The sequence below is a fragment of the Arthrobacter sp. EM1 genome (genome assembly GCF_029964055.1).
Classification (GTDB): Bacteria; Actinomycetota; Actinomycetes; order Actinomycetales; family Micrococcaceae; genus Arthrobacter.
On sequence record NZ_CP124836.1, the window covers coordinates 2,277,686 to 2,292,824 of the forward strand.

16 protein-coding genes are annotated in these 15,139 nt (G+C 67.1%); 4 read left to right on the top strand and 12 right to left on the bottom strand.

Going from position 1 to position 15,139, the window contains the following annotated elements; translation table 11 throughout:
- Positions 1-106 precede the first annotated feature (106 nt).
- Positions 107-874, top strand: coding sequence for a VTT domain-containing protein (locus tag QI450_RS10485; RefSeq protein ID WP_226774494.1), 768 nt, complete (start codon positions 107-109; stop codon positions 872-874).
- Positions 875-991: 117 nt separating this feature from the next.
- Here the strand turns inward: QI450_RS10485 and rdgB are convergent, their stop codons facing one another.
- The 6 genes from rdgB to clpS form a co-directional block, all read right to left on the bottom strand.
- Entirely contained in the window at positions 992-1,654 is a 663-nt protein-coding gene (gene rdgB, locus QI450_RS10490; RefSeq protein ID WP_226774483.1) for an RdgB/HAM1 family non-canonical purine NTP pyrophosphatase, read from the bottom strand.
- Positions 1,651-2,409 carry a ribonuclease PH gene (rph, locus tag QI450_RS10495; protein WP_256446768.1) on the bottom strand — a complete coding sequence of 253 codons (759 nt, stop codon included), beginning with the start codon at positions 2,407-2,409 and terminating at the stop codon, positions 1,651-1,653. The genes rdgB and rph overlap by 4 nt, the downstream gene beginning before the upstream one ends.
- 67 nt (positions 2,410-2,476) lie before the next feature.
- Complete coding sequence (locus QI450_RS10500; protein ID WP_226774482.1) at positions 2,477-3,274, bottom strand: MBL fold metallo-hydrolase; 798 nt, start codon at positions 3,272-3,274, stop codon at positions 2,477-2,479.
- Positions 3,271-4,323 (bottom strand): glutamate racemase, encoded by a 1,053-nt coding sequence (murI, locus tag QI450_RS10505; RefSeq protein ID WP_226774481.1) that lies wholly within the window; start codon positions 4,321-4,323, stop codon positions 3,271-3,273. Before murI ends, QI450_RS10500 begins: the two co-directional genes overlap by 4 nt.
- Positions 4,324-4,404: 81 nt before the next feature.
- The gene (locus QI450_RS10510; RefSeq protein ID WP_226774480.1) at positions 4,405-4,971 is read right to left on the bottom strand and encodes a DUF2017 domain-containing protein; all 567 of its coding nucleotides are present in this window, start codon (positions 4,969-4,971) and stop codon (positions 4,405-4,407) included.
- Entirely contained in the window at positions 4,964-5,335 is a 372-nt protein-coding gene (gene clpS, locus QI450_RS10515) for an ATP-dependent Clp protease adapter ClpS (RefSeq protein WP_226774479.1), read from the bottom strand. The genes QI450_RS10510 and clpS overlap by 8 nt, the downstream gene beginning before the upstream one ends.
- Before the next feature lie 272 nt (positions 5,336-5,607).
- Between clpS and QI450_RS10520 the strand changes: the two genes are divergently transcribed.
- From QI450_RS10520 to QI450_RS10530, 3 genes are all read left to right on the top strand, one after another.
- Positions 5,608-6,936, top strand: coding sequence for a nicotinate phosphoribosyltransferase (locus tag QI450_RS10520; RefSeq protein WP_226774478.1), 1,329 nt, complete (start codon positions 5,608-5,610; stop codon positions 6,934-6,936).
- Positions 6,936-7,610 carry an isochorismatase family protein gene (locus tag QI450_RS10525; protein ID WP_226774477.1) on the top strand — a complete coding sequence of 225 codons (675 nt, stop codon included), beginning with the start codon at positions 6,936-6,938 and terminating at the stop codon, positions 7,608-7,610. The genes QI450_RS10520 and QI450_RS10525 overlap by 1 nt, the downstream gene beginning before the upstream one ends.
- Before the next feature lie 108 nt (positions 7,611-7,718).
- A complete protein-coding gene (locus QI450_RS10530; protein ID WP_226774476.1) occupies positions 7,719-8,066 on the top strand; it encodes a hypothetical protein in 348 nt (115 codons plus the stop codon).
- Positions 8,067-8,139: 73 nt separating this feature from the next.
- Here the strand turns inward: QI450_RS10530 and QI450_RS10535 are convergent, their stop codons facing one another.
- The 6 genes from QI450_RS10535 to QI450_RS10560 all read right to left on the bottom strand — a co-directional run bounded on the left by QI450_RS10535 (position 8,140) and on the right by QI450_RS10560 (position 15,058).
- Positions 8,140-9,927: a DEAD/DEAH box helicase gene (locus QI450_RS10535; RefSeq protein ID WP_226774475.1), complete on the bottom strand. Its 1,788-nt coding sequence runs from the start codon at positions 9,925-9,927 to the stop codon at positions 8,140-8,142.
- 202 nt (positions 9,928-10,129) lie between these two features.
- The gene (locus QI450_RS10540) at positions 10,130-10,459 is read right to left on the bottom strand and encodes a DUF3039 domain-containing protein (protein ID WP_226774474.1); all 330 of its coding nucleotides are present in this window, start codon (positions 10,457-10,459) and stop codon (positions 10,130-10,132) included.
- 77 nt (positions 10,460-10,536) lie between these two features.
- Positions 10,537-12,108 (bottom strand): transporter, encoded by a 1,572-nt coding sequence (locus tag QI450_RS10545; RefSeq protein WP_226774473.1) that lies wholly within the window; start codon positions 12,106-12,108, stop codon positions 10,537-10,539.
- On the bottom strand, positions 12,090-12,896 hold the full coding sequence (locus QI450_RS10550; protein WP_226774472.1) for an ABC transporter ATP-binding protein: 807 nt from the start codon (positions 12,894-12,896) through the stop codon (positions 12,090-12,092). Before QI450_RS10550 ends, QI450_RS10545 begins: the two co-directional genes overlap by 19 nt.
- 72 nt (positions 12,897-12,968) lie before the next feature.
- Positions 12,969-14,069 (bottom strand): NADH:flavin oxidoreductase/NADH oxidase, encoded by a 1,101-nt coding sequence (locus QI450_RS10555; RefSeq protein ID WP_226774471.1) that lies wholly within the window; start codon positions 14,067-14,069, stop codon positions 12,969-12,971.
- Positions 14,069-15,058 carry a tetratricopeptide repeat protein gene (locus tag QI450_RS10560; RefSeq protein ID WP_226774470.1) on the bottom strand — a complete coding sequence of 330 codons (990 nt, stop codon included), beginning with the start codon at positions 15,056-15,058 and terminating at the stop codon, positions 14,069-14,071. The genes QI450_RS10555 and QI450_RS10560 overlap by 1 nt, the downstream gene beginning before the upstream one ends.
- Positions 15,059-15,139 lie beyond the last annotated feature (81 nt).

Consider the following 15,139-nt stretch of genomic DNA (forward strand, 5'->3'; position numbering starts at 1 on the left):
TGCGACGGCCGCGCCGCCGCCGGACCGCGGCCGGGCCAGCTGGCCGACCGTCCGTCGGCGCACGACGGCGGCGGTCAAGTATCCTTGACTGGTGAACCCTTTAGCTTTGAGTGACTTTGCCGTGTCCACGTTCGGCGGCGCGGGCCCGGTGCAGCCGCGGCTTGCCTCCTTCCTGCCCGACTGGCTGAACCCCCAGGTCTTCCTGGCCGACCCCGCCCTTGCGCCGTGGGTGGTCCTGCTGGTGTGTGGCATCATCTTCGCCGAAACCGGCCTGCTGATCGGCTTCTTCCTGCCGGGAGACTCGATGCTCTTCACGGCCGGGCTCCTGGTGGCCACCGGGACCATCAAGTTCAACATCGTTGCCTTCGCTGCGCTGATCATCGTTGCGGCGATCATCGGCAACCAGGCCGGTTACCTGATTGGCTCCAAGGCGGGCCCGGCGATTTTCAACCGGGAAAACTCGAAGCTCTTTAAGCGCGAGAATGTCGAAAGCGCACATGCCTTTTTCGAGAAGCACGGCGGCAAGGCCTTGATCCTGGCCCGATTTGTGCCGATCATCAGGACCTTCGTCCCCGTGATTGTTGGGGTGGCCCAGATGAACAAGCGCCAGTTCTTTGTCTTCAACGTCATCGGCGCCGTGCTGTGGGGCGGCGGCGTGACGCTCCTGGGTTACCTGCTGGGCGACACCGTCCCGTGGGTCCGGGAAAACCTGGACATCATCTTCATCGCGATTGTCCTTGTCTCCGTGATCCCGATCGGCATTGAGGTTATCCGCGGGCTCACCGCCAGGCGCCAGGCCGAAAAATACGGCACCGGCGTCGTTGCGGAGTTCATCGAAGAACACGAGCCCGAAGAGGAACGCAAGACCCCATAATTCCCGCTCGGCAGGCAGTTCGGAAAGCCGCCGTTCTGGAAACCCCGGCCGCAGAGGACGGCGCCCGGCGGTGCGGGGCGCCGTCCTCTATTTAAGTGCCGGTTTCCGCGGACCGCACTACCGCCCGGCCAGCGCCTCCACGATGGCCGGGAGCAGTGCCCTGAACGCGTGCCCCCGGTGGCTGATAGCGTTCTTCTCCTGCGAACTCAGTTCCGCACAGCTGCGGTCCAGGCCATGCGGCCGGAGCACCGGGTCGTAGCCGAAGCCGCCGGTTCCGCGGGGTTCACGCAGCAGCGTGCCCTCCAACTGCCCGAACTCCACGACTTCCCGGCCGTCCCCGGGGGCCAGGCCGGGAACGGCCAGTGCCGCCGCACAGACAAAAGCGGCACCGCGGTGTTCGTCGGGAACGTCGGCAAGCTGGCTGAGCAGCAGCCTCAGGTTCGCGGCGTCGTCGCCGTGCCGGCCGGCCCAGCGGGCCGAGAAGATCCCGGGAGCACCGCCGAGGACGTCGACGGCGAGGCCGGAGTCGTCGGCGATTGCCACCAGCCCGGTCGCCTGCGCCACCGCGCGTGCCTTGAGCAGCGAATTTTCCGCAAACGTTACGCCGGTCTCGGCGACGTCAGGGGCACCGACGGCACCCGCATCCACCACCTGGGTGTCGACGTCGAGCCCGGGCACCTGCCCGCGCAGGAGGTCACGCAGTTCCCGGAGCTTGCCCTGGTTATGTGTTGCGAGAACCAGCAACGGTGCGGCGTGATGTCCTTCCGGAGCCGCTGTCACGGGGCCTCCGCCAGGGTGTCACGCTGGATAGCGGCAAGCTGCTCGGTACCCATCAGGGCGAGGTCGAGCAGTTTGTTCAGCTCATCGCGGTCGAACGGGGCACCTTCGGCGGTGCCCTGGACTTCAACGAACTTTCCGGATCCGGTCACCACAACGTTCATGTCGGTCTCGGCTCGGACGTCCTCAACGTAAGGCAGATCCAGCATTGGAACGCCGTCAATGATCCCGACGGATACCGCTGCGATGGTGTCGATCAGCGGCTGGGCAGTGCGGGGGATCATTTTGTTCTCGCGGGCGAAGCGGATGGCCTCCGCCAGGGCCACGTAGGCGCCGGTGATGGCCGCGGTCCGGGTCCCGCCGTCGGCCTGCAGGACGTCACAGTCCAGCACGATCGTGATCTCCCCCAGCGCCTTGGTGTCGATGATGGAGCGCAGCGAGCGGCCGATCAGCCGGGAAATCTCGTGGGTGCGTCCGCCGATCTTGCCCTTGACGGACTCGCGGTCAGAGCGGGTGTTGGTGGCGCGCGGCAGCATGGCGTACTCCGCGGTGACCCAGCCGCGGCCTTCTCCCTTGAGCCAGCGCGGAACACCCTGGGTAAGGGAAGCAGTGCACAGCACCCTGGTGTTGCCGAACTCGATCAGGGCCGATCCCTCGGCCTGTTTGGACCAGCCGCGGGTGATGCTGATCGGTCGCAGCTGGTCGGGGGTTCGGCCATCGGCTCGGATAACGGGGGCAGTTAAGGCTTCGGAAGTCATGGTTCCAGCTTATCGACCTGCACGGGGCCTGCCGGGCACACCCGGCGCCCGCCACGGCGGGTCCCGCTCAGATGGTGTAGTGCACGCCCGCCACAGCAACGGCAACGTGCTGTCCGAAGACCTGCTTGGCTTCCGCCATCACTGTGGTCGGGGACGTCCAGACCGGGATATGGGTCAGCAGCAGCCGCCGGGCACCGGCGGCAACAGCGGCCTCCCCGGCGCGTCGGCCGGTCAGGTGCACGTCCTTAATGGCGTCGTCGCGCCCTTCCTCGAACGCCGCCTCGCACAGGAACAGATCGGCATCCCGGGCCGCGTCCTCGAGCCCGCTGCAGGCGTCGGTGTCACCGGAATAGCTGAGCACACGGGCAACCGGGTTGCCGTCCTTGTCCGGTTCCGTGACCTCGACGCGGAGGGCGTAGCCTTCATCGACCGGGTGGTTGACGGTGTACGGGGTAACGGTGAACGGCCCCATGGTCACCGGCTTGCGCTCGGCCCAGTGGCTAAAATCGAATTCCTCATGCATTCCGGGGTCAAGATCCAGGCCGTAGGCGGTGGCCATCCGGTCGGCGGTGGCGGCGGGCCCCCACACCGGAATCCTGCCGCGTCCCCAGCCGCCTGGCTTCCACCGCACCGCGACGTGCAGTCCGCACAGGTCCATACAGTGGTCCGGGTGCAGGTGGGTGAGGAAAATCCCGTCAATGTCCTCCAGGTCGGTGTACCGCTGGATGGCCCCGAGCGCGCCACTGCCGAGGTCCAAGACGATCTTCCAGCTCCGTTCGCCGTCGTTGGCGGTCAACAGGTAGCACGATGCCGGCGATCCCGGCCCCGGAAAGGAACCGGTACAGCCCACGATGGTCAGCTTCACAGCCCCGGCCCCCCAACGAAATTGGAGATCCGGCGACGGTTCGTGCCGGCCTGCGCCGCGGCAATCATCTCCGGTGTGATCCTGGCCAGGCTTCCTGTGGGGTATTGCGCAGCGACGTGGTCCACGTGGCGGACGCTGAGCACTTCGGGTCCGAGGAAGCGGCGGGCGAGGTGTTCGAACTGTGCGGCGTCCCCGGTCGCAATAAAGCTGTGCACCGGATCCGTGCTGTCGGTCCGTTCCAGTCCGCGGGAGGCCAGGGCCCGGTAGACGTCCTTGGCGGTCTCCTCGGCACTTGAGACGAGGGTGACGTCCTCCCCCATCACGTAGGAAATGACGCCGGTTAGCAGCGGGTAGTGCGTGCAGCCCAGCACAACTGTGTCCACGCCCGCGGTCCTGAGCGGTTCCAGATACTCGCGGGCTACGGCGAGCAGCTCCGGGCCGGTGGTGATTCCGGCTTCGACGTAGGACACAAAGGCCGGGCAGGCCACGGAGGTGATGTGCAGGTCCGGGGCGGCAGCGAAGGTGTCCTCATACGCGCGGGAGCCGATGGTTGCCGAAGTACCGATGACTCCGACGCGGCCGCTGCGGGTGGCGGCCACGGCACGGCGCACGGCCGGCTGGATGACCTCTATGACGGGGATCCCGTAACGGGCTGTGTAGCGTTCGCGGGCATCGCGCAACACCGCAGCCGACGCCGAGTTGCACGCGATGGTCAGCAGCTTCACACCGGAATCGACCAGCTCATCCATTACCCCCAGGGCGTTGGCCCGGACCTCGGCGATGGGAAGCGGCCCGTAGGGGCCGTTGGCGGTGTCGCCGACATAGAGAATGGATTCGTTGGGCAGTTGGTCGATGATGGACCGGGCCACGGTGAGTCCGCCGACGCCGGAATCGAACACCCCGATGGGGCGCGAACCGATCCGGCTGGCGGTCTGGCTGGCGGTGCTGTTGCCTGCTGGGGAGTCCGCAACAGCTGGCGCTGCCGGATCCATGCTCGATGCTGAAGTCATGATTATTCGAGGATAGGGCTTAGCCAAGGTCGCGGCCATCACATTGTGTCGTCCGACTCATGTCTAATTTGTCACACGCGGCGTCGGCACGCGCCGCGTGCCGATGCCCCGCGCCGCTGGTCAGCGGCGCGTCTCCAGCGACTGCAGCATGGCCTGGACCAGGGACTCCTGCAGCCAGGTGGTGAAGTTGTAGACCAGGGCCAGGTAGCTTTCGACGTCCTCGGCCTGGGACCAGTCCTGCATCAGGTGCACGTGCCCGGCGTCCTCGTCGTCGCGGATGTCCAGGCGTTCGGCGAGCACCAGACGGACATCGTTGAGCGCCATGGACCAGTGCCGTGCATCGGCGGGGGCCAGGACCAGTTCCTCCTTGTCCAGTCCCAGGGACGCGGCCTTCAGCGCGCCGATTTTGCTTTCGCGCAGCGACCGTTCGGTATACCGGCGGAACTCCAGCGAGGCGGCGTCGTCGTCCTTCGAAACGTTCGGGAGCAGCCGGCGCAGGGCGCGGTCGGACGGTTCGCGGGCCTCGGTGTCCAGTCCGACAAGGGCAGCAAGGGGGTCCTGGTCGGCACGTTCCCCCGGCTCCAGCATGGACACAACGTCGTCGAAGAGGCTGCGCAGAAGCTCCCGTTCGGCCGGTTCCAGATAGCCGGTGACGCCTTTGACGCCGAATTTAAATGCCTTAGCCACGTTTTCCCTTCCCCTTTCCTGATCCCCCGCCTGATCCGGAGCCGCCGGTGGCCTTTTCCACGGTGGCCCAGAGACCGTAGCCGTGCATCGCGACGGCGTGCTGCTCCACCTGCTCCTTGCTGCCGTGCGCCACGATGGAGCGTCCTTTTTTGTGGACTTCGAGCATCAGTTTGTTCGCTTTGGCCTCCGAATAGCCAAAGTAGCTGCGGAAGACATAGCTCACGTAGCTCATCAGGTTCACCGGATCATTCCAGATCACCAGATTCCACGGGATATCCGGGGCGGTAAGGACGTCCGTGGACGTCACTGTTCCGGTGTGGGTGCTCTCCTGGGTGTCAGGTCCGAGCGCAACGCTAAGGGTCATCTGTCCATTCTATGGGGAGCACGGGCCCACGCCGGCGAGGGCCCCGCGGCGAAGCGAAGCGAGACGCGGGAGCCGGTGGGTGGGCCCACGCCGGCGAGGGCCCCGCGGCGAAGCGAAGCGAGACGCGGGAGCCGGTGGGTGGGCCCACGCCGGCGAGGGCCCCGCGGCGAAGCGAAGCGAGACGCGGGAGCCGGTGGGTGGGCCCACGCCGGCGAGGGCCCCGCGGCGAAGCGAAGCGAGACGCGGGAGCCGGTGGGGACTAGAGTGAATTCGTGAGTTCATCAGCTGGCTGGGGCCGTCCCCGCACGTCCCTGTACACCGACCATTACGAACTGACCATGCTCCAGGCCGCTTTGCATTCCGGCGCCGCCCACCGCAGGTCAGTGTTCGAGGCCTTTGCCCGGCGGCTGCCGGACGGACGCCGCTACGGCATCGTGGGCGGCACCGGCAGGCTGTTGGAGGGCATCGCCGACTTCCGCTTCGGCGGCGCCGAGATCGACTTCCTGCGCCGGACGAAGGTGGTCAACGAGGAGACGCTGGACTACCTGGCGGGATTTTCGTTCTCGGGTGATATCTGGGGCTACGCGGAGGGTGACGCCTACTTCCCCAACTCCCCCATCCTGATTGTGGAATCCACGTTCGCCGAAGCCTGCATCCTGGAGACCTACATCCTCTCGATCCTCAACCACGACAGCGCGATCGCTTCGGCGGCCTCGCGGATGATCACCGCGGCCGGCGGCCGGCCCTGCGTGGAGATGGGCTCGCGCCGGACCCAGGAGGAATCCGCGGTTGCCGCCGCCCGCGCCGCGATTATCGCCGGCTTCGACAGCACCTCCAACCTGGCCGCGGGCCTGCGCTACGGGCTCAAGACCGTCGGCACCGCCGCGCATTCCTTTACCCTCCTGCACGACACCGAACGCGAGGCCTTTGAGGCGCAGATCGCCTCCATGGGCAAAGGCACTGCGCTCCTGGTGGACACCTACGATGTCGAGGCGGCCGTTCGCACCGCCGTCGAACTGGCCGGCGACGAACTCGGGGCGGTGCGTCTGGACTCCGGCGACCTCGTGGCGCAGGCCCAATGGGTGCGGCAGTTCCTGGACGATCTGGGCAATGAGCGGACCCGCATCATAGTCACCTCCGACCTGGACGAGTTCGCCATCGCTGCCCTGCAGTCCGCCCCGGTGGACTCCTATGGGGTCGGTACCTCACTCGTGACCGGGTCCGGTGCCCCGACAGCCAGCATGGTTTACAAGCTGGTGAGCCGCACGGACGACACCGGCAGCTTCGTCGCCGTCGCGAAGGCGGCAAAAAACAAAACCAGCAAGGGCGGGCGCAAGTACGCCCTGCGCAAGCTCAACGAGCGCGGCACCGCCACGCAGGAAATTATCGGGGTCGGCCACCGCCCGGACGACGACGGCAATGACCGGCCCCTGCTCCAACAGTTCATCAAAAACGGCGAACTTATGCCTGGCTGGACCGGCCCGGAAGGTGTGCTCCGTGCCCGCCAGCGCCACGCGGACACCATGAAGGAGCTTCCCGCTGTCGTCAACCGGCTGCAACGCGGCGAAGCGGCCATCCCGACCATTTACGAGGAGAACTGATGTCCCGCGCCCTGATCATCGTCGACGTCCAGAACGATTTTTGCGAAGGAGGCTCCCTTGCCGTTACCGGCGGGGCGGAGCTCGCCGGTGCCATCAGCGAATACGTTGACGCCCACCACGGACAGTTTGACCACATCCTGGCAACCCAGGACTGGCATGTGGACCCGGGTGAGCACTTCTCCGATGACCCGGACTTCGTTGACAGCTGGCCGAGGCACTGCGTGGCCGGAACCCGCGGTGCCGAACTGCATCCGGACCTGGATCCGGAATACATCCAGGCCTATTTCCGCAAGGGCCAGTTCACCGCCGCCTACTCGGGGTTCGAAGGACTCCTGGCCCCGGACGATGCCGTGCCCACCGGAGACCGGAAGCCCGGAGCCATGCCCCTTTCGGGGGACGCTGCCGGTGGTGCCGACGGCGCCGGGTCCTTTTCAGGCAGCGATTCCACCCCCGGCGAGGACGCGATCGGGCTGGACGACTGGCTGCAAAGCCACGACGTCGAAGATCTTGTTGTCGTCGGAATCGCCACCGACCATTGCGTTAAGGCGACTGCACTTGACGGCGTCCAGGCCGGATACTCAGTGACGGTCCTGCGGGGCCTGACCGTGGGCATTGCCGAGGATCTTGAGGACTCGTTCGCGGAAATGGAACTCGGCGGCGTGGACATCGCCTGAACCCTTGCGTCCCACCGGCCGGAGCGCTGACAGAAAATCCCATGCCCTCGAAGTAGACTCGAAATCCCTGCCAATATCGCCTGACCCGTAAAAAATCCGGAGTAGAACATGAAAAAGACCCTGACCGTCCTGATCGCTGCCGGTGCACTGCTCGGCGCTGCCGGCTGCTCGGCACCCCAAGACACCACCCAGGAGTCCTGCGCCCGGGTCCAGTCCGTCGGCGCCGGACCAACCTCCGCCGAGGACAAGGCAGGGATGATCCGCCTGGCCAACCGGCTCCGGCCCATCGAGGCCACCGCGGGCGGGGAGATCAAGGCTCCGCTGCAATCCATCGTCGAATACCTGGACGAGACAGCGAAGGAAAACCCGGATTCCGCCAAACTGCAGGACATGCAGGCCGGCTACACGGCTGCGGGTCAGACGCTCGGCGGGCTCTGCGCCGGCGGCGGCCAGTAGCGGCAGGACTGCGGCCGCCCAGGGCCACCAAAAAAGGACCGGGTCGCCCGGTCCTTTTTTATGCCGTCAGCGGCTACTTCCGGCCGACAAACCAGTCCTGGAGTTTCCGCAACCGGGTCTGCAGTTGCTCCTCGTTTGCCTGCGCCACGGCCGGGCCCCCGCACACCGTCCGGAGCTTGGTGTGGACGACGCCGTGCGGGGTGCCCGTGCGCGCGGACCAGGCCGCGACGTTCTTGGCCAGCTCGGTGCGCAGGTCCATCAGCATGCGGTGGTCCGGCATGGCGGGCACCGGTGCTGCGGACGCCGCACCCTGCGCAGACCGTGAGTTTTTGCGGTTGAGCTGATCGTGCTGGCGCTGGCGCAGCAGCGTGCCGACCTGCTCGGCGTCGAGCAGGCCCGGAATCCCCAGGAAGTCCAGTTCGTCCTCCGAGCCCACCTCGCCGCCGGTGCCGAACTCGCCGCCGTCGAACAGTACGCGGTCAAACGAGGCCTGCGAATCCAGCGCCTCAAACTTGCCCTTGGTCAACGAATCGGAGGCTTTCTCCTCGCGGTTCGCCTCGTCCATCAGCGAGTCCTCCGGGTTGAAGAGGCCGTCGCCGTCCTCCTTCTCCGGACGGTCCAGGGCGTGGTCCCGCTCCGCCTCCATGGAGTTCGCCAGTGCCATCAGTTGCGGCACGGAAGGCAGGAAGACCGACGCCGTCTCGCCGCGTTTCCGGGCGCGGACAAAACGTCCAACGGCCTGGGCGAAGAAGAGCGGGGTGGCGGTGGATGTGGCATAGACACCGACGGAGAGCCGCGGGACGTCCACACCTTCGGAGACCATCCGCACGGCCACCATCCAGCGCTTCTCGCTCGCCGTGAACTCCTCGATCTTGCTGGAGGCCTTGGTGTCGTCGGAGAGGATGACCGTGGGCGATTCGCCGGTGATCCTCTTCAGCTGCCCGGCGTAGGCGCGCGCGTCGTCGTGGTCGGTCGCGATTACCAGCCCGCCGGCGTCGGGAACGGTGCGGCGTACCTCACTGAGGCGTTTGTCCGCCCCGGCCAGCACCGCCGGAATCCATTCACCTGTTGGGTTCAGTGCCGTCCGCCAGGCCTGGGAGGTAACGTCCTTGGTGACTGCCGATTCGCCGAGGGAAGCCGCCATTTCCTCGCCGCCGCTTGTGCGCCAGCGCATCTGCCCGGAGTAGGCCATAAACATCACGGGACGGACCACGTGGTCCCGGAGCGCCTTGCCGTAGCCGTAGGTGTAGTCGGCTTTGGAGCGGCGGATCCCGTCGCGGTCCTCGGCGTATTCCACAAAGGGGATCGGCGAGGTGTCTGACCGGAACGGCGTACCCGTCAGGGAGAGCCGGCGTGCCGCGGGCTCGAAGGCTTCGCGGAGCCCGTCCCCCCACGACAACGCCTCGCCGCCGTGGTGGATTTCGTCCAGGATCACCAGCGTGCGTGCGGCCTCGGTCTTGGCGCGGTGCAGCATCGGCTTGCTCGCCACCTGGGCGTAGGTGACGGCCACGCCGATGAAGCCCCGGCCGTGCTGGCCGTCGGCGTTCTTAAAGTTCGGATCAATGGCGATGCCCACCTTGGCGGCGGCGTCCGCCCACTGCCGCTTCAAGTGGTCCGTGGGCGCAACGATCGTGACTCGGTTGACGATATTGGCCTCGATCAGCATGGATGCCACCCGCAGCGCGAAGGTCGTTTTGCCGGCGCCGGGCGTAGCAACCGCAAGGAAGTCCCTGGGTTGAGAGGTGAAGTAGCTGTCGAGGGCTTCCTGCTGCCAGGCGCGGAGCTTCGGCGCGGTTCCCCAGGCTGCCCGCTCAGGATACGCGGGGGGCAGCACTGGTCCGCCAAAGAGTGTCTCTGTCACCTGGGACCCGCCATTTCGCGCACTGCTGCCGCTGCCGGAAAAACCCAATAAAACACAAAAACACCAATCTTTTCGGATGAACCGTCAGTACTTACCGGCCAGCGGGGACCGGGCAGCATTCGCCGGACGGACAGGACCCCGACGCGCGGCCGGACTCCCGGACGCGGTACATGCTGCCGCGGTCCCGCGCTGCCCGGCCGGACTACTTGCCGCCGTCGCCCTTGCCGCCGCCGTCGCCGCCGGGACGGAGGCCTTCGTAGACCTCTTTGCATTCGGGGCAGACGGGGAACTTCTTCGGATCGCGGCCCGGTGTCCACACTTTGCCGCACAAGGCGATCACGGGGTCGCCGGACAGCGCGGACTCCATGATTTTTTCCTTGCGCACGTAGTGCGAAAATCGTTCCCGGTCCCCGGGCTCAACGTCCTGGCGCAGTTCCTCGCGCTCGATCGTGGCCGTCGACGTCCCGGTTCCGGAGAGCTCGCGCATCGGGTCGTTTTCGAGAGGATCGGTCATGCTGTTCATAACATCCATCTTAGCCGCTGGATGTGACGGCAGTGCGACGGGACGGCATCGGCACCGCTGTTCGGGTCCCGGCTGCGGCTCCCGCCTCACCGGTTGACGGCGAGCTGGGCCAGCAGTTCAGGCCCCCGCGCGTCGAGCCATTTGCCACCGAGCCGCACTCCTGCGGCGAACAACGCCGCGCCCAGGACCGGGCCCAGGACCAGGTTGATCCAGCCGGGAACTGTGCTGCCGGTGACTAATTGCGCCGCTACCAGGGCGACTTCGGGGAGCATCAGCACCAGGAGCACCCCCATGCCGCCGAACTGCACGGCCATCGCCTGCGCCATATTGCCCGGCGGCTTCTTGAACGGGCTGTCGCCGGGGAGCGGCACCGCGACGGTGTAGCGTGCCGACACCACCGAGGACAGGCCCAGCCCGCTGAACAGCACCCCGAGGGAGAGCCCGAGCACGCCGGGCAGCAGCGTCCAGTCGGCGCCGAAGAGGAAGGGCAGGGCGCTGAGCGCCAGCACCGTCGGCAGGGCGAAGACCAGGCATGCCAGGGCGCGGCCAAGCCGGTCGTGGCTCCCCCTGACTCCGGTCGAAAGGTGCAGGGCAAAGGCGGTGCTGTCATAGGAGACATCCGTTGAGATGGACCAGGCGAGCAGGAACGCAATCAGTGGGCCGATAAAGAGCAGCAGTCCGTAGGCCCCGGTCTGGGTCGCCTGGAACAGCAGCAGCACCGGCAGCAGCGGCACGACCACGAGAGTGCCGGCGTACCTTGGGTCGCGGAGCCAATAGCTCAGGCACCGCGCCGCGATTGCTCCCGTCGGGGTACCCGGGAACAGGGCGAAGAAGCCCAGCCCTGCGGCGCGCTGCTTGGCGGTGCCGGCATACGGGGGCGTCACGAGGGCCCGCTGCAGCAGGAGTTTCCAGCACAGCGCCAGTCCCGCGAGTGTGGTCAGCGCGATCAGGAACTTCAGCGCCGCGGCACCATAGCTCCCCGCGGCGAGTTCGCCGCCAAGGGACCACGCCGCACCTGCCGGGGTCCATGAGAGCGTTCCGGCGAGTCCGGTCAGGAATTGCCCGGAACCGGCGATGCCCCCGGCGACACTGGCCACAATCGGGCCCATCAGGACCAGCGGGATCAGGAAGACGACGGCGCTGGCGTCCTTGAACCGGCGGGAACCTGCCAGCCCGGCCGTGGCCGTGGTGGCCACCTTGGAGAGCACAATGCAGCTGAGTACGCCAAGCACCGCACCGATGAGGGCGCCCACCGCGCCGGGGAGGCTCCGGGACCAGGTCCCGACGGTGCCAAGCGCCAACAGTGTGGTCGCAATTCCCGGGATTCCGATCAGCCCGCCCAGGGCAAGCCCGGTCAGCAACGCCGGCATCGGCACGGCGAAGGTGGTGAATCGTGCCGGGTCCAGGGTCATGTCGGCGGCTGAGACGGCAACCGGGATGAGCGCCCAGCCCAGCAGCGCCGCGGAGCCGCCCAGCACAACAACAGTCTGCGCCAGGGGCACGTCCTCGCCGCGGAGCAGCAGCAGGGCAGTGACGCCCAAGGCCACCAGCCCCAGCGCATACAGGGCACCGATGCCAAGGCCCACCAGCTGCCAGGGACTGCGCCGGACGCTGTTGCGCAGCAGGGTCAGCTTGAGCCTTAGAAGGTGCGCAACCATTCCAGCCCCTCCGTGTGGTTGCGGCCGCCGACCAGTTGGACGAATCGGTCCTCGAGGGATCCGCCGCCGCGGACCGCGTCCACCGTCCCGGCCGCAAGGACCCGCCCGGCGGCGACAACGGCCACGTGGTCACACATCCGCTGGACCAGGTCCATCACGTGGCTGGAGATAATCACCGTGCCCCCGGACGCCACATACCGGTCCAGGATGTCGCGGATGTTGGCGGCCGACACCGGATCCACCGACTCAAACGGCTCGTCGAGGACCAGCAGCCGGGGCGCGTGGATCAGCGCGGAGGCGAGGGCGATCTTTTTGGTCATCCCGGCGGAGTAGTCAACCACCAGCGTTCCCGCGTCGGCCCCCAGATCCAGGGCAGCCAACAGTTCCTTGACCCGTGCGGACACCACATCCTTGGCCATGCCGCGCAGCAGCCCGGCATAGCTCACCAGCTGTTCGCCGGTCAGCCGGTCAAAGAGCCGGACACCGTCAGGGAGGATTCCCATGAGTTTTTTGGCCGTCAGCGGCCGTTGCCAGACATCCACTCCGTGCACCAGCGCCGTGCCGAAGTCCGGCCGCAGCAGCCCGGTAGCCATCGACAGCGTGGTGGTCTTACCGGCTCCGTTCGGGCCGACGATACCGTAAAAGGAGCCTGCCGGAATATCCAGGCTGATACCGTCGACGGCGATTTTATCGCCAAAGCGCTTGGCGAGCCCGCGCAGCGACAGCGCCGGAACCTCCTGCCCCGGCTGGTGTCCAGTGCCGTGCGGATGTGGTTCGGGAAGACTCATAACGCTAGGCTAGCTGCCCCGGTACCCGGAAGGGATCCTCCGAGAGGCGTAATCTTGGCCGCCAGCGGGTCCCTAGAAGGAATGACGGGGAATGGCACGTTCGTATTGCGGGGGCCACGCCAGGTTATCGCCAAGTTCGAACGCGGCCCGCAACCACCAGTGCGGATCACGCAATGCTGCCCGGGCGATGAACACGCCGTCAGCCTGTCCGGTCGCCACGGCATGTTCGGCTTGGCCGGCGGAGGTCAGCAGGCCAACGGTGCCGGTCCGGACTCCCGTTTCGCGCCGGATGCGCGCGGCGAAACCGGTCTGGTAGCCGGGCCCTGCCTTGATCTGCTGGTGTGCCACGGCGCCGCCGCTGGAAACATCCACGAGATCCACACCATGCTCCGCGGCTGCCTTGGCCAGACGGACCGAATCCGCAACGTCGATGCCGCCTTCGGCCCAATCGGAGGCAGAGATCCGGAGCAGTAGGGGCATGGAGTCGGGAATGACCGCGCGGACGGCATCTATCACCGCGAGGGTCAGCCGGTTTCGCCCAGCCTCGTCGCCGCCCCAGCGATCGGTGCGGTCGTTGATGAGCGGACTCTGGAACTGGTGCAGCAGATAACCGTGGGCGCCATGTATTTCGATGGTGTCGAAGCCGGCTCCGACGGCCCGGACGGCGGCCGCGGCGAAGTCCGCGATGACGGCGTCGATTTCGGTCTCAGTCATCGCCGAAGGTGACTCGTAGCCATCAAAAGCCCCGGTGCCCGGTCCCACGGTGGGCCAGCCGCCGTCGTCCGCCGGGACCGTTCCCGTGTGGCCGGAGAACGGCCAGTAGGAGGATGCCTTGCGGCCGGCATGCGCAAGCTGGGTGCCGATTTTCGCCTCCGCCGTGCCGTGCCGGTGCACAAAGGAGGTGATCCGTTCCCAGGCCGCTGCCTGGTCGTCGTTGTAGAGGCCGGCATCACGCGGGCTGATCCGGCCGGCGGCATTCACGGCCGCCGCTTCGGTGAGGATCAGGGCTGCCCCGCCGGTGGCGAACGCGCCCAGATGCATCAGGTGCCAGTCGTTGGGGACACCTTCCCCGGTTTCCGGCTCGCAGCTGTACTGGCACATCGGAGATACCCAGCCGCGGTGTTGCAGGGTCACGGAGCGGAGTTCCAGCGGAGTGAAAAGCGCCGACGCCATCAGAAAAGCACCCGAGCGAGGTTTTGGCGCGCCTTCGCCACGCGGTCGTCGGCCGGACCCACAACATCGAACAGTTCCAGCAGCCTGATCCGTGCAGTTTCCCGCTCCGGGCCGAAATTCCTGCCGATGAACGCCACGATCCTACCGAGGCCGTCCTCGATATGACCGCCTGCGACGTCCAGGTCCGCCACCTCAAGTTGGGCCTCGAGGTTATCCGGCCCGGCGGCGGCTTTCTGGCGCAGCGCCTCGGTGTCCGCGGACGAAAGCACCTGGAGCCGGTCCATCAGTCCCACCTGTGCCAGTCCGGTCTTGGCTTCGGAGTCTGCCGGCATCTCCAGCAGTGCCTGGCGGTACGCTTCGGCGGCCGCAGCGAAGTCCCCGGCTTCGATCGCGTCGAACGCCTTCTGGTGCAGCGGAGGCAGCGGCGCAGCTTCGGGTTCGGCAGCTCCTGCTCCCCCAGCGCCGACACGTCCGGCCACGCCGTTGGCACCGGCGACCTTAAGCAGCTCATCAAGCAGGCTGCGGACCTGTGGTTCCTCTGCACCGCCTTGGAAAAGGGGCACCGGCTGGCCCTTGACCAGCGCCACGGCGGTCGGCACTGCCTGCACCTGGAACGCCTGGGCGAGCTGCGGGAATGCTTCGACGTCCGCGGCGCCGAGCACCAGCTGGCCCTCGTAGCTGTCCACGATCCGTTCCAGCGTGTCCACAACGTCAGCGGAACCGGGCGAATAGGAAGCCCAGAGTGCAACGACGACCGGGACCTGGGCCGAAAGCTCAACGAGTTCCTGGAAGTTTGCTTCGGTGATGTCCACCCGGAGCGGACGGGCCGGGGGCTCCGCCTCGCCGCCGGCGGCGGCCCCGGGCAACTGTGGTGATCCGGCGGCAGGCGGCGCGGGACGCTGTTTCAGTGCGGAAAGGTCGACGGCGCCCCGCAGGCTGAGCGGGTTGGCGGCAGCTGGCGGGACCGGGCGGGAAACTGGCGAAGTCATGGTTCCACTCTAGCCACATTGGCCCCGGACGGTGCGACGCGGGTCGCACCGTCCGGGCGAAAGGACCCGGCCCCGGCCAGG